Raw genomic sequence first — 23509 nt, 5'->3', positions numbered from 1 at the left:
GAGTGTGCACAGCGCCGGGCGCGAGTGTTTTCAGCATAGCGGGGTGGGTCCGACCCCAGACCCCGTCTTACGCTCCGAGTCCGCCCCGCCGCGTGCCCTAGACTGGAAGGGTTGTCATGACGCGTGTGGAGGAGGCGATCGAGATCTCGACGATGTCTGATCAGACCGTGGGGAAGCGGTCCATCGGTCGCACGGTGAAGGCGTACGTCGCCCTCACCAAGCCGCGCGTCCTCGAGCTGCTCCTCGTGTCGACCGTGCCGGTGATGTTCCTGGCGTACGGCGGCATGCCCGATCTGTGGCTGGTGCTGGCGACCGTGATCGGCGGCGCGATGAGCGCCGGCTCCGCCGCGGCGTTCAACATGTACCTCGACCGCGACATCGACGCGCACATGCACCGCACCGAGAACCGCCCGCTCGTGACGGGCGAGGTCACGCCGCGCGGCGCGCTGGTGTTCTCCTGGACCCTCGCGGTGCTCTCGACGGTCTGGCTGCTGGTCACCACGAACTGGCTCGCGGCCGCTCTCTCGGCCTTCGCGATCTTCTTCTACGTCGTGATCTACACGATGCTCCTCAAGCGCCGGACCGAGCAGAACATCGTCTGGGGCGGGATCGCCGGGTGCTTCCCGGTGCTGATCGGCTGGGCGGCCGTGACCGGATCGCTCGACTGGCCCGCGTTCATCCTGTTCCTGCTGATCTTCCTGTGGACGCCGCCGCACTACTGGCCGCTGTCGATGAAGTACCGTGATGACTACGACGACGTCGACGTGCCCATGCTCGGCGTGACGCGCAACGCCTCGCAGGTCGGACTCCAGGTCATCCTCTACGCCTGGGCGACGCTGGCCTGTTCTCTGTTGCTGGTGCCGATCGCGAACATGGGCCTCGTCTACACGGTGTCGGCCCTGGTCTTCGGCGGATGGTTCGTCTACGAGTCGCACCGCCTGTACAACCGTGCGGTGCGGGGGACCGAGGCGCGGCCGATGCGAGTCTTCCACGCCTCGATCACCTACTTGACGTTGATCTTCGTGGCGGTCGCGGTCGACCCGCTGCTGCCCTTCTGATCGTCGGTCTCGGCATCCGCCTCGACGTCGTCGTTCACCGGAGTGCCGAGGGCCTCATCCGCTGAGGTCTCGTCGACGGCCGTGACCGTCGCGTCGCCCACCGGAGCAGTCGTGTCGTCGACCTCGGCCGTCCAGTCGATCGGCTCGACGACGACGGGCGTCGCCGCGGGGATCAGCGACTGCACGGCGACGAGGGCGACGGCGAGGAGGATGCCGAGCACGCCCGCGCCGAGCAGTGCGGAGCCCACGACGACCAGCGACTGACCGACGTAGACGTCGACGCCCGTCGCGGTGTTGTCGAGGAGCGTCGTGGTCATCGTCCCGATCTGCCCGGAGATGAGCCACCCACCCACCGCGGTCGAGGCGAGTGCGAGCACGAGGAGCAGCCAGAATCCGATGCTGCGTGTCAGTGACTTGTTCATGCCGACCACGATCACGGACGCGCTGATGACTCCGGTATGCGCAGCCTATGGATCGGCTGTCCGCGGACTCTGAGACGTCCGATCAGCCGGCGGAGGGGGTCCTGACCTCGTCGGCGACCGGGCGCTTCAGCTTCAGCACGACGACGGTGTAGGTCGCTGCCGAGAGCGAGGCGAGCACCATGTGGATGCCGACCAGCAGAGGCGGGAGTCCCGCGCGCGCCTGCCAGACCCCGACGCCGACCTGGATCGCGATGGCCAGGACCAGGACGACGAGCCACTTCCGCGGCGGGAGGCGCAGCGCCCAGGCGGCGATCGTCAGGGCGAGCACCAGAGCGGCGAGGATGTACCCGGGCCAGGAGTGCACGTGCGCGAGCACGGTCGCGTCGAATCCGTGCCGCAGCACATCCTGGTCGCCGGAGTGCGGGCCGGATCCGGTCGTCAGTACGCCGAACAGGATGGTGACCGCGAGAGCCAGCCCGGTGACGTGGCTGAGGATCATGAACCAGGTCGGCACCGCGCGCTCGCGCGGTCCCGGAGCCGCGTACAGGCGCACCAGGAATGCGGCCGTGACGCACACCAGGAGCAGGGACGACGTGTAGTGGAATCCGACGATGAACGGGTTCAGGCCGGTGAGCACCGTGATGCCGCCGACGAGCGCCTGCGCCATGACGCCGGCGAACACGACCCAGGCCAGGACGAGGAGATCGCGGCGCGCCGAGGTGCGACGCGTCGTGTGGATCGCGGCGGCGATCACCGCGAGGAGCAGGACCGCGGATGCCACGGGGAACGCGGGCACCGGAACGCCGGTGAGGGTGACGAGAGCGAACGCGGCCGCGGCCGCCACGATGCCGCCCGCCGCATAGCGGAGCGCGCGGAAGACCGAGCGCGATCCGTCGGTAAGGTGCAGCACGAGCAGCACGACCACCAGCGCGATGACGCCCACGACGCCGGTCATCAGCCGGTTGCCGAACTCGATCGCGCCGTGGATGCCCTGGTCCGCCAAAATCGGCACGAGGGACTCCGGTGTGCAGAGCGGCCACTCCGAGCATCCGAGTCCGGAGCCCGTCAGGCGCACGGCCCCACCCGTCCCGATGATGATCGTCTCGGTGAGGAACGACAGCCACGCGAACACGCGGAGGACGCGTCCCCACGGCGAAGTGAATGCTGCGGGTCGCAGATCGAGCTCCGCGGCGGTGGTGCGGGCGGGCGTGGCGGTGTCGGGCATGGGGCCTCCGGCGCGCTTCGCGCAGGACGGGCGGCCCGTCCGCGAAGCGGAGCCTGTAGAATCGGATTGTTGCGATGCGCGCTCGAGGGCGCGGAAGCATCGATAACAGTTTAGGCGCGAAGGATGCGCCGGTGATGAGGGCCCACCAGCGGCACCCGCTCCCCGCAGACTCGACGGGGATCAGGTGTGTCGGGGCGGATGACACCGTTGAGGCCCAATGAGGAGAGTGTGATGTCGGATGTGCTGATCGACCGCCCGGAGCTCGATGGCCTGGGGGTGTACGAGTTCGGCTGGCACGACGCTGACGCCGCCGGCGCCGTCGCGAAACGCGGGATCTCCGAAGAGGTCGTCCGCGGTATCTCGGCGCTCAAGAGCGAACCCGAATGGATGCTGAAGACCCGGCTCAAGGGCTATCAGCTGTTCGGCCGCAAGCCGATGCCGACCTGGGGCGCCGACCTCAGCGACATCGACTTCGACAACATCAAGTACTTCGTGCGCTCGACCGAGAAGCAGGCGCAGTCGTGGGAGGACCTCCCCGCCGAGATCCGCGAGACCTACGAGCGCCTCGGCATCCCGGAGGCCGAGCGCCAGCGTCTCGTCGCCGGCGTCGCCGCGCAGTACGAGTCCGAGGTCGTCTACCACCAGATCCGCGAGGACCTGGAGCAGCAGGGCGTCATCTTCATGGACACCGACACCGCTCTCCGCGAGCACCCCGAGTTCTTCGAGGAGTACTTCGGCTCGGTCATCCCCGCCGGCGACAACAAGTTCGCCGCCCTCAACACGGCCGTCTGGTCGGGCGGCTCCTTCGTCTACGTCCCCAAGGGCGTGCACGTCGAGATCCCGCTCCAGGCGTACTTCCGCATCAACACCGAGAACATGGGGCAGTTCGAGCGCACCCTGATCATCGCGGACGAGGACAGCTACGTGCACTACATCGAGGGCTGCACGGCCCCGATCTACAAGTCCGACTCCCTGCACTCGGCCGTCGTCGAGATCATCGTGAAGAAGAACGCCCGCGTTCGGTACACGACGATCCAGAACTGGTCGAACAACGTCTACAACCTCGTCACCAAGCGCGCGGTCGCGCACGAGGGGGCGACGATGGAGTGGGTCGACGGCAACATCGGCTCGAAGGTGACGATGAAGTACCCGTCGATCTACCTCATGGGCGAGCACGCCAAGGGCGAGACGCTCTCGGTCGCCTTCGCCGGCCCCGGCCAGCACCAGGATGCCGGCGCGAAGATGATCCACATGGCTCCGTACACGCAGTCGTCGATCGTCTCGAAGTCGATCGCCCGTGGCGGCGGTCGTGCGGGATATCGCGGCGAGGTCCGCGTCGATGCGAACGCCCACCACTCGGCGAACACCGTGCGATGCGACGCGCTGCTCGTCGACACCAAGTCGCGCTCCGACACCTACCCGGCGATCGACATCCGCGTCGACGACGTGCAGCTCGGTCACGAGGCCACCGTCTCCAAGGTCAGCGAGGAGCAGCTCTTCTACCTGCAGTCGCGCGGCATGCCGGAGGACGAGGCCATGGCGATGATCGTGCGCGGCTTCATCGAGCCGATCGCGCGCGAGCTGCCGATGGAGTACGCGATGGAGTTGAACAAGCTCATCGAGATGGGCATGGAAGGATCGGTCGGCTGAGATGACCTCCCAGACGACGACGCCCACGGCGTCGCATTATTCGAGCGCGCACGTCGACCCGGCGGCGCAGGTGGCAAACGCCGGCTTCGTGCCGGTGCAGACCCGCTCCGAACGCCCGCACTCCTTCGAGCCCGCCGATTTCGGCGTGCCGACGGGGCGCGAGGTGAACTGGAAGCACACCCCTGTCGCGAAGCTGACGGCGCTCTTCGAGACCGCCGCGCAGAACGACGGCGTCGCCTACGAGTTCTCCGCCGGCGAGCAGTACCTCGCGGCACCGCTCGCGATCGGCGCGGCTCCTCGCGGCGAGTTCTTCCGCGGCGAGGACATCACCGGCGCGGTTGCCTGGCAGGGTGCCTCGGAGGCGATGCACATCCGCATCCCGCGTGAGGAAGAGGTCGTGGAGCCGATCCTCCTCACCATCGAGGGTCGCGGTGCCGAGAAGCGCGCCGACGCCCACATCGTGATCGAGGCTCTCGAGCACAGCTCGGCGACCGTCGTGCTGAACCACATCGGTGCCGCGCAGTACGCGCAGAACGTCGAGATCATCGCCCGCGCCGGGTCGCGTCTCACCGTGGTGACCCTCCAGCAGTGGCAGGATGCCGCGGTGCACACGTCGGCGCACCAGGCCCGTGTCGATGCGGATGCCGTGCTCAAGCACTTCGTCATCAGCTTCGGTGGTGGCGTGGTGCGCGTGAACCCCAACGTGGAGCTCGCGGGTGCAGGCTCGGAGGGCTACCTCTACGGTCTGTCGTACGCTGACGCCGGCCAGCACCTCGAGAGCCAGGTCTACCTGCACCACAAGGGCCCGCACACCAAGGGCGACGTCCTGTACAAGGGCGCGTTGCAGGGCGAGAGCGCCCACAGCGTCTGGATCGGCGATGTGCTGATCGGCCCGGATGCCAACGGCACCGACTCCTACGAGGCGAACCGCAACCTCGTGCTCACCGAGGGCGCCCGCGCCGACTCGATCCCGAACCTCGAGATCGAGACGGGCGACATCCTCGGCGCCGGACACGCGAGCGCGACGGGTCGTTTCGACGACGAGCAGCTCTTCTACCTGCAGGCTCGTGGTATCACCGAGGAAGAGGCACGCCGTCTCGTCGTGCTCGGCTTCCTCACCGACATCGTCCAGCGCCTCGGCATCCCGGCGCTCGAGTCCGAACTCCTCGCTGCGATCGAGGCGGAGCTCGCGGCGGTATCGGCATGAGCGCTCAGCGCGTGTGCGGTGTCGCGGAGCTCGAGCAGGACATGCCGATCCGCGTCGAGCCCGATGGCGTCCCGATCACCGTGATCAAGGACGGCGAGGGCGTGATCCACGCGATCGGCGACACCTGCACCCACGGCGACATCTCGCTCTCCGAGGGCTTCGTCGAAGGTGACACGGTCGAGTGCTGGGCCCACGGCTCGGCGTTCTCCCTGCTCACCGGCAAGCCCCAGAACCTCCCTGCTTACGAGCCCGTCCCCGTCTACGTCGTCGAGATCGACGGCGACGACGTGCTCATCGACCCGACTGTGACGAAGGAAATCTGAATGTCTGTTCTCGAGATCCGCGACCTCCACGTGACGGTCGAGACCGAGGCGGGGGCCACCCCGATCCTCAACGGAATCACCCTGACCATGAACACGGGTGAGACCCACGCCATCATGGGCCCCAACGGCTCGGGCAAGTCCACGCTGGCCTACACGATCGCCGGCCACCCCAAGTACACCGTCACCGGTGGTTCGATCACCTTCGACGGTGAGGACGTGCTCGAGATGAGCGTCGACGAGCGTGCACGCGCCGGTCTGTTCCTCGCGATGCAGTACCCCGTCGAGATCCCCGGCGTGACGGTCACCAACTTCCTGCGCACCGCCAAGACCGCGCTCGACGGCGAAGCCCCCGCGATCCGCGCGTGGACCAAGGACGTCAAGGCGGCCATGGCGAACCTGCGCATGGACCCGAAGTTCGCTCAGCGCAACGTCAACGAGGGGTTCTCCGGCGGCGAGAAGAAGCGTCACGAGATCCTCCAGCTCGAGGTCCTGCAGCCGAAGTTCGCGATCCTCGACGAGACCGACTCCGGCCTCGACGTCGACGCGCTGAAGATCGTCTCCGAGGGCGTGAACCGCGCCAAGGAGGCCACCGGCCTCGGCGTGCTCCTCATCACGCACTACACGCGCATCCTCCGCTACATCCGGCCCGACTTCGTGCACGTGGTCGTCGCCGGCAAGATCGTGGAAGAGGGCGGTCCCGAGCTCGCCGACCGGCTGGAAGACGAGGGATACGACCGTTTCCTCGACCCCGCCGCTCCCATCGAGGCGTAGGCTGACCGCATGACCGCGACCGCGACGCTGACCGACGAGAAGTACGACGAGGTCACCGAGGCTCTGAAGGACGTCATGGATCCCGAGCTCGGGATCAACGTCGTCGACCTCGGACTCATCTACGACCTGGCGTGGGATGACGAGAACGACGCTCTCGTCATCCACATGACGCTGACGAGCGCCGGATGCCCGCTGACGGACGTGCTCGAGGAGCAGACCGCGCAGGCCCTGGACAAGGTCGTCGACCGCTTCCGCATCAACTGGGTATGGATGCCGCCGTGGGGTCCCGAGCGGATCACCGACGACGGCCGCGACATGATGCGAGCACTCGGCTTCGCCATCTGATGCTCGAGGTGAAGGCGCTGCCTCTCTCCGAGCTGCGCCGACGCACGAGCGAGAAGTGGCGCGAGTACCCCGAGGACGTCCTGCCGCTGTTCGTGGCGGAGACGGATTTCCCGCTCGCACCGGAGATCACGGCGTCGCTCCAGCGTGCGCTCGATCTCGGTGACACGGGGTACATCGCGTCGCGGACTCCCCTGAAGGAGGCCTACGCGGCGTTCGCCGAGCGCAGGTTCGGGTGGGCGCCCGACCCGTCGCTCATGCGCAGCACGGCAGATGTGAGCATGGGGGTCGTCGAGATCCTCCGCCGGGTCACCCAACCGGGGGAGCGCGTCGTCGTCACCCCTCCGGTGTACCCGCCCTTCTACGACCTCGTCGCGGAGGCCGGCGCGGAGGTCGAGCGCGTGCCCCTGCGAGACACCGGTACGCGCTGGGAACTCGATCTCGACGGCATCCGGGCGGCTTTCGACGACGGCGCCACCGCCATCCTGCTCTGCAACCCGCACAACCCGACCGGAACGGTGCACGATCGCGACGCCCTGGCAGCCCTCGCGGATCTCGCCGCCGAGTTCGGTGCGGCGGTGGTCTCCGACGAGATCCACGCACCGCTCGCGCAGCCCGGCACGGGATTCACTCCGTTCCTCGCCGTGAACGATGCCGCCCGCCGGGTCGGCTATGCCGTGGTCAGTGCGAGCAAGGCGTTCAATCTCGCCGGCCTCAAGTGCGCGCTCATGGTGGCAGCCGATGAGACGACGTATGCCGTGCTGCGCGACCTGCCCATCGAGGTCGTCTGGCGCACGGGACAGTTCGGTCTGATCGCTGCCGTCGCCGCGTTCTCGGAAGAGAGCGATCCCTGGCTCGACGGTCTGCTCCGCACGCTCGACCAGAACCGCATCCTTCTCGAGGATCTCCTCGTGCGGCATCTTCCGGGGGCGCATTACCGCCTGCCGGATGCCGGATACCTCGCCTGGATCGACCTGCGACCCCTGGGGTGGGGCGACAACCCCTCGCGACGCATCCTGCGCGAGGCCAAGGTCGCCCTCCACAACGGTTCGGCGTTCGGCGACGAGGGCACGGGGTTCGCGCGCCTGAACTTCGGCACGAGTCCCGAGATCCTCACCGAGGCCATCGAGCGCATCGCGGCGCTCGTCGGGCGATGACGGCCCCGTCGCCCGTCGCGTCGATCTGGGACCGGAGCCGCATCTGGGTCACGACCGGCGCGATCGCGCTGATCTTCCTCGCCGCGATCGAGGCCCTCGCGGTGACGACGGTGATGCCGATCGTCAGCGAGGCCCTCGACGGCGGAGCGCTGTATGCGGTCGCCTTCTCGGGTACCCTCGCGACCGGTGTCATCGGCATGGTCGCCGCGGGCGCCTGGTCGGACGCCCGCGGGCCGCGGGGTGCGCTCTACGTCGCGGTCACGCTGTTCCTGGTGGGACTCCTGATCTCGGGCTTCGCCGTCACGATGCACCAGTTCCTCGTCGGGCGACTCGTGCAGGGGCTGGGCGCCGGTGGCCAGACCGTCGCGCTCTACGTCGTCGTCGCGCGGCTGTATCCGCCGCACCTGCATGGGCGGATCTTCGCCGCGTTCGCCGCGGCCTGGGTCGTGCCGTCGATGATCGGCCCCTTCCTCGCCGGAGCGGTGGCCGAGCACATCGATTGGCGTTGGGCGTTCCTCGGGGTCGCCGTGCTCACCGGCATCGCGTTCACGGTGATCGCGGTGCGCCTGAGCGGAGTCGATCTCGGACACGGTGAGCCGCAGGACCGGCGGACGATCGCGACCCGACTGCTGCTCGCGGTCGTCGTCGCCGTTCTCGCCGTCGTGATCGGCTTCACCGCCGACATGGTGCCCCAGGTGCGCTGGCCGGTCGCGATCGGCGCGCTGGTGGTCATCGGTATCGCCATCCTCCCGCTGCTGCCCCGAGGTGCGCTCCGGGCCGGACGGGGGCTGCCGAGCGTCGTGCTCATGCGCGGCATCGTCGCCGGTGCCTTCTTCGCCGCGGAGGCGTACATCCCGTACCTGCTCATGGAGCGCTTCGAATTCACGGCGACCTGGGCCGGCATCGCCCTCATGTTCGCCGCGCTCGCGTGGGCCGGGGCATCCGCACTGCAGGGGAAGTACGGCGAACGGCTCGGAAACCACCGCATCACCATGATCAGCCTCTCGCTGCTGCTGGTGGCCCTGCTGTGCGTGCTCCTCGCCGCCCTGTTCGGGATCTCGCCGCTCGTGGTCGTGATCGGATGGGGCCTCGCCGGCGGCGGAATGGGCCTGCTGTACCCACGGCTGACCGTGCTCACGCTCGCGTACTCCGATGAGAGCAACCAGGGATTCAACTCCTCGGCACTCTCGATCTCGGACTCGACGGGCTCGGCGGTCACGATCGCCTTCGCCGGTCTCGCCGTCGCGACGCTCGGAGGCGGAGCGAGCACGTTCTGGGTCGTGTTCGTGTTCTGCCTCGCGCTCGTCGGTGCAGCGGCGATCCCGGGTCTCAGGCTCGGGCACGCGGCCGAACGCTCCTGAGAGCCGACCGGGGGATCCATCGGCCTTGTACCGGCGCAGCCGCGAGGCGGAGAGCGACGACGAGCAGGCCGACCGCGATCATCGCCGTGACGGGTGTCGTGCCGGTCACGAGCAGCAGCACCACGCCGATCAGACCGCTCAGCACCGAGAGCGCGATGCGCCGGGTCGCGTCGGTCGGCATCGGCGGACGACGCGTCTCGATGCGTGTGAACGGGACGGCCACGAGGGCGGTGAGCGTCAGTGCCGTCGCGAGCCAGAGCGGACGATCCGCCCACCACGCGGCGCTTCCCGCCGCCGGGAGCGTGCGGCCGTCGCTGATCGCGACGATCGCCGTCACACCCGCCATGGCGAGCAGTACCGGCATGTGCCAGAGGTAGATCGTCATCGTCCGTCGGCCGATGAATCCGCTCACGGCCGCGGCAAGAGGGCGAGCGCTGAGGGCGGACAGACGGGGGCGGTTCAGCGACAGGGCGCAGGTGTGCACGATACCGACGAGGATCAGCGCGGAGGTCGGCGGGTTGATGTGCGCGATCAGGTCGGGGGAGCAGAGGCCGGTGGCGAAACCGAGAAGGAGGGTGAGCGCTGCGCCCACGCCGATGCGCACCCGGGTGCGACGGGGCAGGGAGTCGATGCTGCCGTCGGCGAGGAAGAACCCGATCTGCTGGAGCGCGAGCCAGACGAAGGCCAGGTTGAGGAACCCGAGGGCGTCGACTCCGCTGATCGCCCTCGCCACGTCGACGGTGGCTGCGGCTGCGACCAGCACGGCGAGGATCAGGAGCGGCCGAGTCCGGTGCAGGTGCGCGAAGGCGGGCAGGAGTGCCTGGCACAGCAGGAAGACCGCGAGGAACCACAGCGGCTGCCCGTAGCGGTAACCCGCGACGGCGATGAGGTCCGCGGGGACCCCGATAAGCGTCAATGCCCACAGCGCGACGCCGATCACGGCGATCGTGACCACGGCGGGCCGCAGCAGTCGGTGCACCCGCCCCGCGATGAAGCTCCGCGCGTCGCCCCCGCGGGCGACCGCCGAACGATAGGCGAGCAGTCCGGAGAACCCGCCGATGACGAAGAACAGAGGCATGACCTGGAGCGCCCAGCTGACGGGCACGATCCACCACGTGCCGGTGCTGGCGTTGTCGAAGACGGGGCGTCCGTCGACCACGGAGACGCCGACCATGATCGCGTGCAGCAGCACCACGCCGATCACGCAGAGCGAGCGGACGAGGTCGATGCCGGTGTCGCGGGTGCCGCGAGCCTCGGCGCTCGGGATGTCTCGGACGGGGGGTGCCTGCACGATGGCCATGAATCCTCCTGGGGAACGGTCTTCCCGGAGGTTATGGACGCGGTGCGGCGGAGGGCATCACCCCGCGGTGCCGTTCGACCCCGTACCGAGGGGTGAGGGCGCCGCCGTCGCTGAGGGGCACGGCCAGGAGGGTGCGGTCAGGACGGTTCGACGAGTCCGGTGTCGTAGGCCAGGATCACCGCATGCACACGGTCGCGGAGTCCGAGCTTCGCGAGCACCTTGCCGACGTGCGTCTTGACCGTCTGCTCGGCGATGAAGAGGTCGGCGGCGATCTCGCCGTTGGACCGCCCGCGGCCGATCAGCACGAGCACCTCGCGCTCGCGGTCGGTGAGCTCGGCGAGGGCGGAAGCCGCGCGGGGCGTACGGGGGCGACGTCCGGCGAACTGCGCGATCACTCGGCGGGTCACGCTCGGGGCGAGCAGCGCGTCGCCCCCGGCGACGACGCGCACGGCGTGCACCAGTTCCTCCGGGAGCGCATCCTTGAGCAGGAATCCGCTCGCCCCCGCCTCGAGGGCGTCGTAGACGTAGTCGTCGATGTCGAAGGTGGTGAGCATGAGGATGCGGGGCACATGCGCCGCGGGGTACGAGGAGCCGAGGATGCGGCGGGTCGCCTCGATCCCGTCGAGGTCGGGCATCCGCACGTCCATGAGGATCACGTCGGGGTCGAGCCGTGCGGCGAGCGACACGGCTTCGTTTCCCGTGGAAGCCTGTCCGGTGACGCGGATGCCGTCGTGCGCGTCGAGGAGCGCGGCGAAGCCTGCGCGCACCATGGCCTGATCGTCGGCGATGAGGACGCTGATGGTCACGGGTTCTCCTTCGGAGGGGCGGATGCCGGGGACGGCGAATCGTCGCGCCCTCCGGCCAGGGGGAGGGCGGCCTCGACGAGCCAGGCGCCGTCGGGAGCGGGGCCCGCCGAAAGACTGCCGCCGAGCACCTCGGCGCGCTCGCGCATTCCACGCAGGCCGTGCCCGGCGCCGCGATCCTGCGCCTCAGCGGGGGCGGCGTTGCGCACGCGGATGCGGAGAGTGCCGGCATCCGCCTGCAGCTGAACGGTCACCGCGTTGCCGGACGCATGCCGCACCGCGTTGCTGAGGCTCTCCTGCACGATCCGGTAGGCCGCGATCTGGACGGCCGGGGGAGCGGATGTCGCGGCATCCGTTCCCACGAGTGAGAGACCGGCGTCGACGCCGGCGCGGCGGATGGTGTCGACCAGCGCGGGGATGTCGTCGATGCCGTTCTGCGGAGCGAGTTCCACGGCCTGATCCTCGGTGCGCAGCACCCCGAGCATCCGTCGCATCTCGCTCAGCGACGTGCGCGCGGTCGCGGCGATGTCGTCGAACTCGGCCGCGGCGGTGTCGTCGATCGATGGAAGGCGGTATCGCGCCGTCGACGCCTGCACCTGGATGACCGACATGCTGTGCGCGATGACGTCGTGGAGTTCGCGGGCGATCCGGGTGCGTTCCTCGATCAGGGCGCGCCGCGACTCCTCGAGGGCGGAATGCTCGCGCTCGCGCGTGAGCTCGACGCCGATGCGCAGGCGGCTGGCGATCAGCAGCGCGAGGAGGAAAGCGGCCACGGCGACGGACGCGGTGACGATGAGATCGGCCGTCGCGGTCGCCGAGACGTTCGCCGTCTCGATGATGTCGGGGCGCAGCAGCGGGGCGGTGAGCGATGCGACGAGCGCGAGCACGAGGAGGAGGAGTCCCGGCCGCACCCCGTGGACACCGGTGACGATCCCGACGAGGCCGACGAACGCGAGCGTGGCGGGGACCGACCACGGCCAGGGCGCGGTCGCAGCGAGGGCGGTGTCGGTGACGAGCGGGACGATGAGGACCGCCGTGCAGAACACCACGATCGCCGTGCGCGGGCGGGCGATCGAGAGAGGGAGGGCGCCGCAGAGCGCGGCGCCGAGCAGGAACGCCAGTGCGACCGGGGTTCCGTAGAGGGCGGCGTGGACCGGGACGAACACCGAGTACAGGCCGACGGTCACCGTCCAGAGCCCGACGAACGCGATCATCCGCCGGGAGTGACGGGGAGCACGCCGGACACGGGTCATGATCTTCATCCTGCCAGGTGGGCGGGCGCGCTCCGGCGGCGTCGGACGGCGGACACGCGGTCGATCACGATGCCGATCAGCAGGGCGATGACGATGCCGACGCCGGCGCTCAGGAGCGGCTGATCCTTGATCCAGCTGCCGGCGAGCAGACCGATCGCGAGACTGAGCGCACTCCAGCTCGCGCCCGCGACGAGGCTGAGCGGCAGGAACCGGCGCCAGGGGAAGCGCAGGGCCCCGGCCGTCATGTTCACCGCCACGCGACCGACCGGGACGTAGCGGGCGCCGAGGATCAGCGCGGCGCTGCGGGTCTCCAGCGCGCGCTCGGCATGGGCGAACGCGGCGCGGACGCGCGGCCGTCGCATCCAGCCCGCGCGGGACGTACCGAGACGCCGACCGATGAGGAACGCGATGTTGTCGCCCAGTGCGGCGCCGAGCGCAGCCACGACGCCGAGGAGGAGCAGGTTCGGCCCTCCGCCCGAGACCGCCGCGGCCGCGGCGGCGACGAGCACCGTCTCGCTCGGCACGGGAGGGAAGAAGCCGTCGATCACCGTGACGGCGAAGAGCACGAGCACGAGCCACGGTGAGGCCACGGCCTGGAGAATGAGGTCATTGATCACGTCCACCCTCGAACGTTACGAACCGGGTGGCAGGACGGTCATCCCTCTGCGGTATCGACCGCGTCACACCGGGGAGTGATCTTCCTGGGATGGCCGTCCCGTCGGGGCGCTTATACTGGGAGGCTGGCCGCTCGGCCACCTTCCTCCCGAACGAACGGACATCCCGCTGTGCTTGCCGTGCACGAACTCGAGATCCGCGTGGGCGCTCGCCTCCTGATGGAGAACGTGTCGTTCCGCGTGGGCGACGGTGACAAGATCGGTCTCGTCGGCCGCAACGGAGCGGGCAAGACCACCCTCACCAAGGTGCTCGCCGGCGACGTCCTGCCCTCCGGCGGCAGCGTGACGCGTTCGGGGGAGCTCGGCTATCTGCCGCAGGACCCGCGCTCGGGCAACCCGGAGGACCTGGCGCGCACGCGCATCCTCGACGCCCGTGGTCTCGGCCAGCTCAATCTCGGCATGACCGAGGCGTCGCTCGCGATGGGATCGGACGACCCCGCCGTCGCTGCGAAGGCCATGAAGCGCTACGCGGCGCTGACCGAGCAGTTCGAGGCGCAGGGCGGCTACGCCGCCGAGGCGCAGGCGGCATCCATCGCCCACAACCTCTCGCTTCCCGACCGCATCCTCGACCAGCCGCTGTCGACGCTGTCGGGTGGTCAGCGTCGTCGCATCGAGCTCGCCCGCATCCTCTTCTCGGATGCCGAGACGATGATCCTCGACGAGCCGACCAACCACCTCGACGCCGACAGCGTGGTGTGGCTGCGCGAGTTCCTCAAGACGTACAAGGGCGGGCTGATCGTGATCAGCCACGACGTCGAACTGGTCGGCGAGACCGTCAACCGCGTGTTCTACCTCGATGCCAACCGCCAGGTCATCGACACGTACAACATGAACTGGAAGAACTACCTGCGTCAGCGCGTGGCCGACGAGGAGCGCCGCAAGAAGGAGCGCGCCAACGCCGAGAAGAAGGCGACGACGCTGCAGCTGCAGGCTGCTCGCTTCGGCGCGAAGGCGTCGAAGGCCGCGGCCGCGCACCAGATGGTCGCGCGCGCCGAGAAGCTCCTCGCCGGACTCGACGACGTGCGGCAGCAGGACCGGGTCGCGAAGCTGCGCTTCCCGAAGCCCGCGCCCTGCGGCAAGACGCCCCTCATGGCGTCGGGGCTGTCGAAGTCGTACGGTTCGCTCGAGATCTTCACCGACGTCGACCTGGCGATCGATCGCGGTTCGAAGGTCGTCGTGCTGGGTCTGAACGGTGCCGGCAAGACGACGCTCCTGCGAATGCTCGCGGGCGTCGATCAGCCCGACACGGGACAGCTCGAGCCCGGCCACGGCCTCAAGGTCGGGTACTACGCGCAGGAGCACGAGAACCTCGACGTGAATCGTTCGGTGCTCGAGAACATGGTCTCGGCGGCCCCGCACATCACCGAGACGGAAGCGCGCCGCGTGCTCGGCTCCTTCCTGTTCACGGGGGACGACGTGCTGAAGCCGGCGGGTGTGCTCTCCGGCGGGGAGAAGACCCGTCTCTCGCTCGCGACCCTCGTCGTGTCGTCGGCGAACCTGCTGCTCCTCGACGAGCCCACGAACAACCTCGACCCCGCGTCGCGCGAGGAGATCCTCGACGCCCTCGCGCACTACGAGGGGGCCGTCGTGCTGGTCTCGCACGACCCGGGCGCCGTGCAGTCGCTGAATCCCGAGCGCGTGCTCATCCTCCCGGACGGCGTGGAGGACATCTGGAACCAGGAGTACCAGGACCTGATCGAGCTCGCCTGACGCGAGCGCGAGGGATCGGTGGCATAGTCGAGAGCATGCCGACCCCGCCGAGCACGATCTCCTCCTGGTTGCGGGCGCAACCCACTCTGATCGGCGACGCGCCGATCTGGGACGCGACGCTGCTGCCGGATTCTCCGCTCGAGCTGTTCCGCGACTGGATCGGCGCGGCCGTGGATGCCGGAGTGCCCGAGCCCCATGTGGCGACGCTGGCGACGGTCGGCGCCGACGGCATCCCGGACGCGCGGGCGCTGATCCTCAAGGACGTCGACGAACGGGGTTGGGCGTTCGCCGGTCCTCGAGCGTCGCGCAAGGGTGATCAGCTGTCGGCGCATCCTGCTGCCGCGCTCAATTTCTGGTGGCAGCCCCTGGTGCGTGCGGTCCGCGTGCGCGGGCGGGTCGTCGAAGCCGCGAGGGAGGAGAGCGGCGCCGATCTCTCCGCGCGCTCGGCTGCCGCCCGCGCGGGAATCGAGCCGGGTGGCTGGGTGCTGTGGCGCCTCGTGCCCGAACGCATCGAGTTCTGGCAGGGCTCGCAGGATCGTCGGCACACCCGCGTCGTCTACGAGCGCGACGGCCGCGCATGGGGACGAACGGATGCCGGGGCGGCGGGGAGCTGACCTCAGCGGGCGTCGAGAAGTTCGTCCTCGACGTCGGCGTCCTTGTCACGGCGACGCTTCTCCTTGACGGGGGCCGGTCGGCCCTCGACCTCCTCGCGGTGCTTCACGATCTCGGTGCGGATGATGTAGCCGATGAAGATGAAGCCCATGATCGCGAAGAGGATCCACTGGATCGCGTATGACAGGTGGGGCCCCGGATCGTCGGTGGGCGACGTGAAGCCTCCGAGCGGCGTACCCGCGGGATCTTCGCTGATGAGCTGTCCGTAGGCGGCGGTGATGACATCGCCCTCCACGAGGCCGGCGATCGTCGGCAGGTTGATGGTCGGCACCTGCCCTTCGGGGGCACCGCGTCCGGAGGCCGGGACCTGCTCGCTCGGGCGGAGTCGCGCGACGACCTCGACGGTGCCGCTCGGGGCCTCGGGAACCGCATCCGGGGTGTCGCCGTCGCCCGGGGGAACCCAGCCGCGGTCGACGATGAACACGCGACCGTCGACGTCACGGAACGGCACGAGGACCTCGAAGGCGCTGGTGCCGCCGTGCGGACGGTTGCGCACGAGCAGTTGCTGGTCGGAGAGGTACTCGCCGCGGAGCAGCACCGGATGCCACTCATCACCGGGGCGGAGGAGGTCGTCGTCGCCGATCAGGTCTCCGAGCGGGACCGGGTCGGCATCGTAGTTCTGCTCGACCAGTTCGATCTGCTCGGCGCGGGACTCGTTCCTCTCGAACTGCCAGTTGGAGAGGAACGCGCAGGCGACCGCGAAGCCGATCGCGATGAGGACGTAGATCATCCAACGGGTCAGGCGCTTGCTCACGCGGGTACTCCGTTTCGGACGGTCACCGGGAAGTCGCGGGCCGCCAGGTAGTCGTGCAGGTAGTCCACGTGCTCGTCGCACGCCAGCCAGATCTTCTCGCGGTCCGCAGCGTGGATGCGCGGATTGCGCCAGACGACCTGCTTCGTCGCCGCGCTCCGGCAGCCGGCGCGCGAGCAGATGAGATCGGTCACGTGCGATCCTGCGGCTTCTCGTGGATCGTGATGATGCCGGGAGCTTCCTCGATCGGCTCCGGGACGACCGCCGGTGTCGCCTCGATCTCCTGCCGAGGGGACTCCGCCCCGGATTCGGTGCTGTCGCTGCCGGCGTTCGCGAAGACCACGGCGATGTACGGGAGCACCGCGGCCGCGGCGGCGAAGACCCACGTGTACCAGCCGTAAGGCTGCACGAAGACCATGAGGCCGAAGCACACGATGCGGATCGTCATCGTGATCGCATAGCGGCGCACGCGGTGATCGGACTCGGCTGCCGGCGACTGCGGCAGAGAGGTCACGGCGGGGACGGTGCGCTTGCGGTTCACGATGCCTCCAGCCTACGCCGGTGGGCGGGGGCGGGAGTGCCTTCGTGCAGCGATCAGCTGTTGTAGAGGAAGGGGAGGGTGAACGCTCCGAACGCGAGGAGGCTGATGAGCGAGATCGCGATCGTCAGTACGCCGATACCGAGCACGACGTACCCCAGGATGAGACCGGCGAACGCCATTCCGCGTCCGCCGACGGTCGGGTCGTTCTTCGTCTTCTTCAGCGCCATGTGCCCGGTGATCACCGCGGCGATGGACGCGAGCGCCGGGAGGAAGAGCCAGCTGAACAGAAGGCTCACGATGCCGCAGACGAGCGAGGTGATCGCGAGTCCGCTGGTCGGACGCGGTGCTGGGTAGACGGGATAGGGATTCTGCGCGTAGCCGTACGGCTGGTGGGGCGCGCTGTAGCCGGGCTGGACCGGCGGTTGCGGCTGCCCGTAGCCGGGGGCGGCAGGTGCGCCGTAGACGGGAGCGGCTCCCGGGTACGCCTGGGTGGGCTGCACGGGAGGGGCGGGCGGCGGAGTGTACGGCGTTCCGCCGGCTGGAGGGGGAGTGGTGTTGTCGCTCACGCGGAGACCCTTTCGTCGAGATCAGGCTCCCAGCCCGCTGCGCGGGTGTCAAACGCCGCGCGCCCGACTCGGGGGAGCATCCTCGGTAGGATCGGTGTCGGTTCGGATGCCGGATCGTCGTGAACAGCGGGAGTGAATGAACATGAGTGAGCAGCGCGTCGTCCTCGTCACCGGAGGCAACCGGGGCATCGGCCGATCGATCGCCGAGCGATTCGTGCGCGAGGGCTATCGCGTCGCCGTCACCGCGCGCAGCGGCGACGGCCCCGAGGGCACGCTCACGGTGCGCGCGGATGTGACGGATGCCGCCGCGATCGACGCCGCGTTCACCGAGGTCGAGGAGAAGCTCGGCCCGATCGAGATCGTCGTGGCGAACGCCGGCATCACCAAGGACACCCTGCTCCTGCGCATGAGCGAGGACGACTTCGACAGCGTCATCGCCACCAACCTGGGGGGCACCTTCCGCGTGGTCAAGCGCGCGTCGAAGGGGATGCTGCGTGCGCGCTTCGGCCGCGTCATCCTGATCTCGAGCGTCGTCGGGCTCTACGGCTCGGCCGGCCAGATCAACTACTCGGCGTCGAAGAGCGCCCTCGTCGGCTTCGCACGTTCGCTGACGCGCGAACTCGGCAGCCGCGGCATCACGGCCAACGTCGTCGCTCCCGGCTTCATCGAGACCGACATGACCGCCGAGCTGCCCGAAGACACCCAGAAGCAGTACAAGGCCAACATCCCCGCGGGACGATTCGCGAGCCCCGACGAGGTCGCGGGCGTCGTGACCTGGCTCGCGGGTGACGACGCGGCCTACATCTCGGGCGCCGTCATCCCCGTCGACGGCGGCCTCGGGATGGGCCACTGACGCCCGTCGCGCTGATCTCCCCTCGATTCTCCGAGCGGCCCCGCCGCTGACCGCGCCCCGACGGTCGGTCAGCGGGCGACGACGGTCGGTCAGCGGGCGACGGCGGCGAGGATCAGTTCGCCGAGACGCTGGGGCACCGTGAACTGCGGCCAGTGGCCGGAGCCGACTCGCACGACCTCGACGTCGTCGATCGCGCTGTACTCGTCGCCGTAGGGACCCCAGTCGGAGATCTCCGACTCGAGCGTCTCCTGGTCGAGTCCGCCCATCAGCATCGTCACCGGTACTCCGAAGCGCGCATCGCCCTCGAAGGCGATCGCGTCGGTCGGCACGCGCGCGGGGACACTCTTCGCGGTCGGCGCGGTGCGCGCACGCGTGTCGGCATCGAGATCGAACACGTCTTCATCGGGGAAGAAGTCCCATCCCGGGAACGGCACGACACCGTCGACGACCTCGAACTCGCTGATGCCGTGACCGGGCGGCGGCGGAACGGTGTCGACGAAGACCACGCGGGAGACGCGGTCGGCGCGGGCGTTCGCCGCGCCCCAGGCCACGTTTCCCCCGCCGCTGTGTCCGACGACGACCACCCGCTCTCCGGGGAGCTCGTCGATCTTCTGCGTGACGGCGTCGACCCAGTCGGCGATGCCGATGTCGGCGGATCGGGTCGCGGGTGCTCCGACGCCCGGCAGGGTCAGAGGGTGCACGCGATGGCCCGCGCGCGTCAGCACGGGTGTCACGTCGTTCCAGCTCTCGGCATCGAGCCACAGGCCCGGGATGAGGATGATGTCCATGGGCCGACGTTAGCGCCGGCCTCCGACATCCGCGAGGGGGTCGCAGAACACCGCCGTACCCCGCGGGGCCGATCAGGGGAGAAGAGCGATGACCTCGGCGAGGTCCTGCGGTCCGACCACGAGGCTCGCCGCGTTGCGCACGGCGGGCTTGGCGTTGAAAGCGAGTCCGAGGCCGGCCGCCGCCATCATCTTCAGGTCGTTCGCCCCGTCTCCGATCGCGATCGTCGCGTGCCGGGCGACACCCAGCTCGGCGGCCCACTCGAGGAGCGACTCGGCTTTGGCTGCGGCGTCGACGATCGCGCCCTCGACCTCGCCGGTCAGCGCCCCGTCGGCCACGCGGAGCCGATTGGCCCGCCAGCGATCGACGCCGAGGGTCGGGGCCACGTCGTCGAGGATCTCGTGGAATCCTCCGGACACGACGCCCACGACTCCGCCGCGTGCGTGCACCGCGGCGGTCAGCTCGCGCACGCCCGGCGTGGGCTCGATGCGCGCGAGAACGCGGGGGAAGGCATCGACCGAGACGCCGCGGAGCGCCGCGACACGGGTGCGCAGGCTCTCGGCGAAGTCGACCTCGCCGCGCATCGCGGCCTCGGTCGCGGCCTGCACCTCGTCGCGGCGCCCGGCCTCGTCGGCGAGCAGCTCGATCACCTCGTTGCGGATGAGGGTCGAATCGGCATCGAGGACGACGAGGAAGCGCGCAGGGGTCACGACGTCGAGCCTACCGAGCGCGGACGTTGCCGCCGGACGGATGTCGCTCAGCGCTCGATGTACAGTCCCTTGCCGACAACCGTGATGCCCGTCTCGGTGACCGTGAACCCGCGGGCGAGATCGCGTTCCCGATCGACGCCGACGGTCGCACCGTCGGCGAGCACCACGTTCTTGTCGAGGATCGCCCGATGCACGCGGGATCCGGCTCCGACGTGCACGTGGTCGAACACGACGGAATCGGTGATCGTGGATCCGCCCCCGGCGAGAGTCCACGGACCCACCACGCTGCGTTCGAGGTGCGTTCCCGACAGCACGGACCCCAGCGAGACGATCGAATCGATCGCGTTGCCGATGCGGCCGACCGAGTCGCGCACGAACTTCGCGGGGGGCGAGTTCACGGTCTGCGAGTGGATCGGCCAGTCGGTGTTGTACAGGTTGAACACGGGCAGGGTCGAGATCAGGTCCATGTGGGCGTCGAAGAACGACTCGATCGTTCCGACGTCGCGCCAGTAGGAGCGATCACGCGGCGAGGAACCGGGCACCTCGTTGCGCTTCATGTCGTAGACACCGGCCTCGCCGCGCCCGACGAAGTAGGGGATGATGTCGCCGCCCATGTCGTGGCCGGAGGTCGGGGACTCGCCGTCGGTCTCGACGGCCGCGATCAGAGCGTCGGCGTCAAAGACGTAGTTGCCCATCGAGGCGAGCACCTCGTGCGGTGCGTCCGGCAGACCGGTGGCATCGGTCGGCTTCTCGAGGAACGCACGGATCCGGCCCTGATCCTCGGGATCGGTGTCGATGACGCCGAACTGCGACGCGAGAGCGAGGGGCTGGCGGATGCCGGCGACGGTGGCCTTCGCGCCCGAGGCGATGTGCGCGTCGATCATCTGCCGGAAGTCCATGCGGTAGACGTGGTCCGCGCCGATCACGACGACGATGTCGGGCTTCTCGTCGTTGAGCAGGTTCATGCTCTGCAGGATCGCGTCGGCCGAGCCCGAGAACCACCGCTTGCCGAGGCGCTGCTGCGCCGGAACGGAGGTGACGTACGAGTCGAGCAGCGCCGACATGCGCCACGTCTGCGAGATGTGGCGGTCGAGGCTGTGCGACTTGTACTGCGTGAGCACGACGACCTGCCGCAGGCCCGAGTTGATGAGGTTCGAGATCGCGAAGTCGATCAATCGGTACTGTCCGCCGAAGGGCACCGCGGGTTTCGCGCGATCGGCCGTGAGCGGCATGAGTCGCTTGCCCTCGCCGCCGGCGAGGATGATGCCGAAGATCTTCTTTGGAGCGGACATGGCTCCACCTTAGGTGCGATCCGGCCCGCTGTACTAGCGTTCAGACATGCGAGTCGAAATGATCACGAAGGAGTATCCGCCGGAGATCTACGGCGGTGCCGGGGTGCACGTGGCCGAGCTCGTGGCGGCGCTCCGCGAAAGCATCGACGTGAGCGTCCGCGCCTTCGGTGCGCCGCGCGACGAGCGGGGTACTGCCGCCTACTCCACGCCCTCCGAACTCGCCTCCGCGAACGCCGCGCTGCAGACGCTCGGAACGGATCTCGAGATCGTCGCCGCGATCGAGAGCGCCGACGTCGTGCACAGTCACACCTGGTACGCGAACTTCGCGGGACACCTCGCCGCGCAGCTGCACGGCATCCCGCACGTGCTCACCGCGCACAGCCTCGAGCCGCTGCGCCCGTGGAAGGCCGAACAGCTCGGCGGCGGCTACGCCGTGTCGAGCGGCATCGAGAAGCTCGCCTACGAGAACGCCGCGGCCGTGATCGCCGTGAGCGCGGGCATGCGGGCGGACATCCTGCGCAGCTACCCGCAGGTCGACCCCGCAAAGGTCCGGGTGATCCACAACGGGATCGACGTCGAACGCTGGCGCCCCGTGCACAACCCGGAGTTCCTCGCATCCGTCGGCATGGACCCGAACCGTCCGTCGGTGGTCTTCGTCGGGCGCATCACCCGCCAGAAGGGACTCCCGTATCTGCTGCAGGCCGCGCGGCTGCTGCCGCCCGAGGTGCAGTTGATCCTCTGCGCCGGAGCTCCCGACACCCCCGAGATCATGGCCGAGGTGCAGGAGGGCGTGCGGTTGCTCCAGCAGACCCGCGAGGGCGTGATCTGGATCGAGCGGATGCTGCCGCGCGACGAGCTCTCGGCGATCCTCACCGCCGCCACGACCTTCGTGTGCCCCTCGGTGTACGAGCCGCTGGGCATCGTCAACCTCGAGGCCATGGCCTGCGGTGCGGCCGTGGTCGGCACCGCGACCGGAGGCATCCCCGAAGTGGTCGCCGACCGCGTGACGGGTCGCCTCGTGCCGATCGAGCAGGTGCAGGACGGCACAGGTACCCCGGTCGACCCCGATCGGTACGTCGCCGACCTCGCGGCCGTGCTCACCGAGGTGGCCATGGATCCGGCGCAGGCGCGGGTCTACGGCGACGCCGGACGGGACCGGGCCACGCGCGAGTTCAGCTGGTCGTCGATCGCCGACGCGACCCGCGCGCTCTACGCGGAGCTCACCGCCTGAGCCGATAGGCTGGTCGCATGCCGATCGCTCTGGATTTCACCGATGTCGTCGTGCGCCGCGACGGGCGAAACATCATCGACCACGTGACCTGGCAGGTCGCGGACGACCAGCGCTGGGTGGTCCTCGGACCCAACGGCGCGGGCAAGACCACGCTGCTGCAGCTCGCCGACACGCTGATGCACCCGACCTCGGGAACCGTGACGGTGCTGGGCGAGACCCTCGGTCGCACCGATGTGTTCGAGGTGCGCCCGCGCATCGGCTTCGCCTCGTCGGCGATGGCCAAGCGCGTTCCGCGCGACGAGACCGTGCTCAACACCGTGCTCACCGCCGCGTACTCCGTGCTCGGGCGCTGGAACGAGGACTACGAGGACATCGACGAGCGCCGCGCGCTGCGCGTGCTGGGGGAGTGGAAGCTCGACCACCTCGCCGATCGCACCTTCGGCACTCTCAGCGACGGCGAGCAGAAGCGCGTCCAGATCGCCCGCGCTGTGATGACCGACCCCGAACTCCTCCTGCTCGACGAGCCGACCGCCTCGCTCGACCTCGGCTCGCGCGAGGAGCTCCTCGCCCTGCTCAGCGGCTACGCCTCGTCGCCGACGACTCCGGCCATGCTCATGGTCACGCACCACGTCGAGGAGATCCCGGTGGGCTTCACGCACGTCATGCTGCTGCGTGAAGGGCGCGTGGTCTCGGCCGGTCCGATCCGCGAGACGCTCACGGCCGAAGCGCTCACCGAAGCGTTCGGCATGCCGATCACGCTCAGCAGCGAGGACGGACGCTACGCGGCTCGCGCGGCATCCTGATCCGTCATCTGATAAGATCGTCCCTTGGTGCACTCTGCACCGCAGACT

Annotated in this window: 26 protein-coding genes; 13 read left to right on the top strand and 13 right to left on the bottom strand. The window is 69.2% G+C overall.

Annotation, left to right across the window (positions count from 1 at the left end):
- Window positions 1–152 precede the first annotated feature (152 nt).
- Window positions 153–1058 (top strand): heme o synthase, encoded by a 906-nt coding sequence (locus ACZ5Y9_RS10755; RefSeq protein WP_372491949.1) that lies wholly within the window; start codon window positions 153–155, stop codon window positions 1056–1058.
- Here the strand turns inward: ACZ5Y9_RS10755 and ACZ5Y9_RS10750 are convergent.
- A complete protein-coding gene (locus ACZ5Y9_RS10750) occupies window positions 1004–1480 on the bottom strand; it encodes a hypothetical protein (RefSeq protein ID WP_247622255.1) in 477 nt (158 codons plus the stop codon). The two genes, ACZ5Y9_RS10755 and ACZ5Y9_RS10750, sit on opposite strands and share 55 nt — an antisense overlap.
- A gap of 82 nt (window positions 1481–1562) precedes the next feature.
- Window positions 1563–2705, bottom strand: coding sequence for a COX15/CtaA family protein (locus ACZ5Y9_RS10745; protein ID WP_247622256.1), 1143 nt, complete (start codon window positions 2703–2705; stop codon window positions 1563–1565).
- 231 nt (window positions 2706–2936) lie between these two features.
- On the opposite strand from ACZ5Y9_RS10745, the gene sufB reads away from it, so the two are divergent.
- Genes sufB through ACZ5Y9_RS10710 form a run of 7 tightly spaced genes read left to right on the top strand, consistent with a single transcriptional unit; the run spans window position 2937 to window position 9516 of the window.
- Window positions 2937–4355, top strand: coding sequence for a Fe-S cluster assembly protein SufB (sufB, locus tag ACZ5Y9_RS10740; RefSeq protein WP_247622257.1), 1419 nt, complete (start codon window positions 2937–2939; stop codon window positions 4353–4355).
- A 1-nt stretch (window position 4356) separates the two neighbouring features.
- Window positions 4357–5562, top strand: coding sequence for a Fe-S cluster assembly protein SufD (sufD, locus tag ACZ5Y9_RS10735; protein ID WP_464471313.1), 1206 nt, complete (start codon window positions 4357–4359; stop codon window positions 5560–5562).
- Entirely contained in the window at window positions 5559–5885 is a 327-nt protein-coding gene (locus ACZ5Y9_RS10730) for a non-heme iron oxygenase ferredoxin subunit (RefSeq protein WP_247622259.1), read from the top strand. The genes sufD and ACZ5Y9_RS10730 overlap by 4 nt, the downstream gene beginning before the upstream one ends.
- On the top strand, window positions 5886–6656 hold the full coding sequence (gene sufC / locus ACZ5Y9_RS10725) for a Fe-S cluster assembly ATPase SufC (RefSeq protein ID WP_247622260.1): 771 nt from the start codon (window positions 5886–5888) through the stop codon (window positions 6654–6656).
- Between the two features lie 9 nt (window positions 6657–6665).
- A complete protein-coding gene (locus ACZ5Y9_RS10720; RefSeq protein WP_247622261.1) occupies window positions 6666–7001 on the top strand; it encodes a metal-sulfur cluster assembly factor in 336 nt (111 codons plus the stop codon).
- On the top strand, window positions 7001–8155 hold the full coding sequence (locus tag ACZ5Y9_RS10715; RefSeq protein ID WP_464471312.1) for a MalY/PatB family protein: 1155 nt from the start codon (window positions 7001–7003) through the stop codon (window positions 8153–8155). Before ACZ5Y9_RS10720 ends, ACZ5Y9_RS10715 begins: the two co-directional genes overlap by 1 nt.
- A complete protein-coding gene (locus ACZ5Y9_RS10710; RefSeq protein WP_464471311.1) occupies window positions 8152–9516 on the top strand; it encodes an MFS transporter in 1365 nt (454 codons plus the stop codon). Before ACZ5Y9_RS10715 ends, ACZ5Y9_RS10710 begins: the two co-directional genes overlap by 4 nt.
- Here ACZ5Y9_RS10710 and ACZ5Y9_RS10705 read toward each other — a convergent pair.
- From ACZ5Y9_RS10705 to ACZ5Y9_RS10690, 4 genes are all read right to left on the bottom strand, one after another.
- On the bottom strand, window positions 9485–10816 hold the full coding sequence (locus ACZ5Y9_RS10705) for an acyltransferase family protein (protein WP_464471310.1): 1332 nt from the start codon (window positions 10814–10816) through the stop codon (window positions 9485–9487). The two genes, ACZ5Y9_RS10710 and ACZ5Y9_RS10705, sit on opposite strands and share 32 nt — an antisense overlap.
- A 137-nt stretch (window positions 10817–10953) precedes the next feature.
- Entirely contained in the window at window positions 10954–11622 is a 669-nt protein-coding gene (locus tag ACZ5Y9_RS10700) for a response regulator (RefSeq protein ID WP_464471309.1), read from the bottom strand.
- Entirely contained in the window at window positions 11619–12872 is a 1254-nt protein-coding gene (locus tag ACZ5Y9_RS10695) for a sensor histidine kinase (RefSeq protein WP_464471308.1), read from the bottom strand. The genes ACZ5Y9_RS10700 and ACZ5Y9_RS10695 overlap by 4 nt, the downstream gene beginning before the upstream one ends.
- Before the next feature lie 5 nt (window positions 12873–12877).
- Window positions 12878–13495: a DedA family protein gene (locus tag ACZ5Y9_RS10690; protein ID WP_464471307.1), complete on the bottom strand. Its 618-nt coding sequence runs from the start codon at window positions 13493–13495 to the stop codon at window positions 12878–12880.
- 162 nt (window positions 13496–13657) lie between these two features.
- Between ACZ5Y9_RS10690 and ACZ5Y9_RS10685 the strand changes: the two genes are divergently transcribed.
- Together ACZ5Y9_RS10685 and ACZ5Y9_RS10680 are read left to right on the top strand one after the other, a co-directional pair.
- On the top strand, window positions 13658–15256 hold the full coding sequence (locus ACZ5Y9_RS10685) for an ABC-F family ATP-binding cassette domain-containing protein (protein ID WP_247622268.1): 1599 nt from the start codon (window positions 13658–13660) through the stop codon (window positions 15254–15256).
- Window positions 15257–15291: 35 nt separating this feature from the next.
- Window positions 15292–15870 (top strand): pyridoxamine 5'-phosphate oxidase family protein, encoded by a 579-nt coding sequence (locus tag ACZ5Y9_RS10680; RefSeq protein WP_464471306.1) that lies wholly within the window; start codon window positions 15292–15294, stop codon window positions 15868–15870.
- 2 nt (window positions 15871–15872) lie between these two features.
- Here ACZ5Y9_RS10680 and ACZ5Y9_RS10675 read toward each other — a convergent pair whose 3' ends face one another.
- From ACZ5Y9_RS10675 to ACZ5Y9_RS10660, 4 genes are read right to left on the bottom strand one after another with little or no spacing between them, the layout of a single operon-like run.
- Window positions 15873–16682: an SURF1 family cytochrome oxidase biogenesis protein gene (locus tag ACZ5Y9_RS10675; RefSeq protein ID WP_464471305.1), complete on the bottom strand. Its 810-nt coding sequence runs from the start codon at window positions 16680–16682 to the stop codon at window positions 15873–15875.
- Complete coding sequence (locus tag ACZ5Y9_RS10670) at window positions 16679–16873, bottom strand: hypothetical protein (protein WP_247632074.1); 195 nt, start codon at window positions 16871–16873, stop codon at window positions 16679–16681. Before ACZ5Y9_RS10670 ends, ACZ5Y9_RS10675 begins: the two co-directional genes overlap by 4 nt.
- Window positions 16870–17220: a DUF3099 domain-containing protein gene (locus tag ACZ5Y9_RS10665; protein ID WP_247956300.1), complete on the bottom strand. Its 351-nt coding sequence runs from the start codon at window positions 17218–17220 to the stop codon at window positions 16870–16872. The genes ACZ5Y9_RS10670 and ACZ5Y9_RS10665 overlap by 4 nt, the downstream gene beginning before the upstream one ends.
- A gap of 53 nt (window positions 17221–17273) precedes the next feature.
- Window positions 17274–17786 carry a DUF4190 domain-containing protein gene (locus tag ACZ5Y9_RS10660; protein WP_464471304.1) on the bottom strand — a complete coding sequence of 171 codons (513 nt, stop codon included), beginning with the start codon at window positions 17784–17786 and terminating at the stop codon, window positions 17274–17276.
- 142 nt (window positions 17787–17928) lie between these two features.
- Here ACZ5Y9_RS10660 and ACZ5Y9_RS10655 point away from each other — a divergent pair, with 142 nt between their 5' ends.
- Entirely contained in the window at window positions 17929–18639 is a 711-nt protein-coding gene (locus ACZ5Y9_RS10655) for a beta-ketoacyl-ACP reductase (protein ID WP_464471303.1), read from the top strand.
- Between the two features lie 89 nt (window positions 18640–18728).
- Here the strand turns inward: ACZ5Y9_RS10655 and ACZ5Y9_RS10650 are convergent, their stop codons facing one another.
- The 3 genes from ACZ5Y9_RS10650 to glgC form a co-directional block, all read right to left on the bottom strand.
- Window positions 18729–19427 (bottom strand): alpha/beta fold hydrolase, encoded by a 699-nt coding sequence (locus ACZ5Y9_RS10650; RefSeq protein ID WP_247622275.1) that lies wholly within the window; start codon window positions 19425–19427, stop codon window positions 18729–18731.
- A 72-nt stretch (window positions 19428–19499) separates the two neighbouring features.
- Window positions 19500–20135: a phosphoserine phosphatase SerB gene (serB, locus tag ACZ5Y9_RS10645; protein WP_247622276.1), complete on the bottom strand. Its 636-nt coding sequence runs from the start codon at window positions 20133–20135 to the stop codon at window positions 19500–19502.
- A 47-nt stretch (window positions 20136–20182) separates the two neighbouring features.
- Window positions 20183–21427, bottom strand: a complete 1245-nt coding sequence (gene glgC, locus ACZ5Y9_RS10640) for a glucose-1-phosphate adenylyltransferase (RefSeq protein ID WP_247622277.1) — start codon at window positions 21425–21427, stop codon at window positions 20183–20185.
- A gap of 46 nt (window positions 21428–21473) precedes the next feature.
- Between glgC and glgA the strand changes: the two genes are divergently transcribed.
- A complete protein-coding gene (gene glgA, locus ACZ5Y9_RS10635) occupies window positions 21474–22658 on the top strand; it encodes a glycogen synthase (protein ID WP_247622278.1) in 1185 nt (394 codons plus the stop codon).
- 17 nt (window positions 22659–22675) lie between these two features.
- Window positions 22676–23461 (top strand): ABC transporter ATP-binding protein, encoded by a 786-nt coding sequence (locus ACZ5Y9_RS10630; RefSeq protein ID WP_247622279.1) that lies wholly within the window; start codon window positions 22676–22678, stop codon window positions 23459–23461.
- Window positions 23462–23509 lie beyond the last annotated feature (48 nt).

The sequence above is a fragment of the Microbacterium sp. T3-8 genome (assembly GCF_055398145.1).
This window is presented reverse-complemented; position numbering and strand designations above follow the sequence as displayed.

Excerpts from the sequence above, each read along its gene's own strand:
- ACZ5Y9_RS10730 (WP_247622259.1), top strand. The coding sequence starts at position 5,559 with ATGAGCGCTCAGCGCGTGTGCGGTGTCGCGGAGCTCGAGCAGGACATG.
- glgC (WP_247622277.1), bottom strand. The coding sequence starts at position 21,427 with ATGTCCGCTCCAAAGAAGATCTTCGGCATCATCCTCGCCGGCGGCGAG.
- ACZ5Y9_RS10745 (WP_247622256.1), bottom strand. The coding sequence starts at position 2,705 with ATGCCCGACACCGCCACGCCCGCCCGCACCACCGCCGCGGAGCTCGAT.
- ACZ5Y9_RS10630 (WP_247622279.1), top strand. The coding sequence starts at position 22,676 with ATGCCGATCGCTCTGGATTTCACCGATGTCGTCGTGCGCCGCGACGGG.
- ACZ5Y9_RS10680 (WP_464471306.1), top strand. The coding sequence starts at position 15,292 with ATGCCGACCCCGCCGAGCACGATCTCCTCCTGGTTGCGGGCGCAACCC.
- ACZ5Y9_RS10720 (WP_247622261.1), top strand. The coding sequence starts at position 6,666 with ATGACCGCGACCGCGACGCTGACCGACGAGAAGTACGACGAGGTCACC.
- ACZ5Y9_RS10705 (WP_464471310.1), bottom strand. The coding sequence starts at position 10,816 with ATGGCCATCGTGCAGGCACCCCCCGTCCGAGACATCCCGAGCGCCGAG.
- sufC (WP_247622260.1), top strand. The coding sequence starts at position 5,886 with ATGTCTGTTCTCGAGATCCGCGACCTCCACGTGACGGTCGAGACCGAG.
- ACZ5Y9_RS10710 (WP_464471311.1), top strand. The coding sequence starts at position 8,152 with ATGACGGCCCCGTCGCCCGTCGCGTCGATCTGGGACCGGAGCCGCATC.
- ACZ5Y9_RS10715 (WP_464471312.1), top strand. The coding sequence starts at position 7,001 with ATGCTCGAGGTGAAGGCGCTGCCTCTCTCCGAGCTGCGCCGACGCACG.
- ACZ5Y9_RS10750 (WP_247622255.1), bottom strand. The coding sequence starts at position 1,480 with ATGAACAAGTCACTGACACGCAGCATCGGATTCTGGCTGCTCCTCGTG.
- glgA (WP_247622278.1), top strand. The coding sequence starts at position 21,474 with ATGCGAGTCGAAATGATCACGAAGGAGTATCCGCCGGAGATCTACGGC.
- ACZ5Y9_RS10650 (WP_247622275.1), bottom strand. The coding sequence starts at position 19,427 with ATGGACATCATCCTCATCCCGGGCCTGTGGCTCGATGCCGAGAGCTGG.
- ACZ5Y9_RS10695 (WP_464471308.1), bottom strand. The coding sequence starts at position 12,872 with ATGACCCGTGTCCGGCGTGCTCCCCGTCACTCCCGGCGGATGATCGCG.
- ACZ5Y9_RS10755 (WP_372491949.1), top strand. The coding sequence starts at position 153 with ATGTCTGATCAGACCGTGGGGAAGCGGTCCATCGGTCGCACGGTGAAG.
- sufD (WP_464471313.1), top strand. The coding sequence starts at position 4,357 with ATGACCTCCCAGACGACGACGCCCACGGCGTCGCATTATTCGAGCGCG.
- ACZ5Y9_RS10655 (WP_464471303.1), top strand. The coding sequence starts at position 17,929 with ATGAGTGAGCAGCGCGTCGTCCTCGTCACCGGAGGCAACCGGGGCATC.
- sufB (WP_247622257.1), top strand. The coding sequence starts at position 2,937 with ATGTCGGATGTGCTGATCGACCGCCCGGAGCTCGATGGCCTGGGGGTG.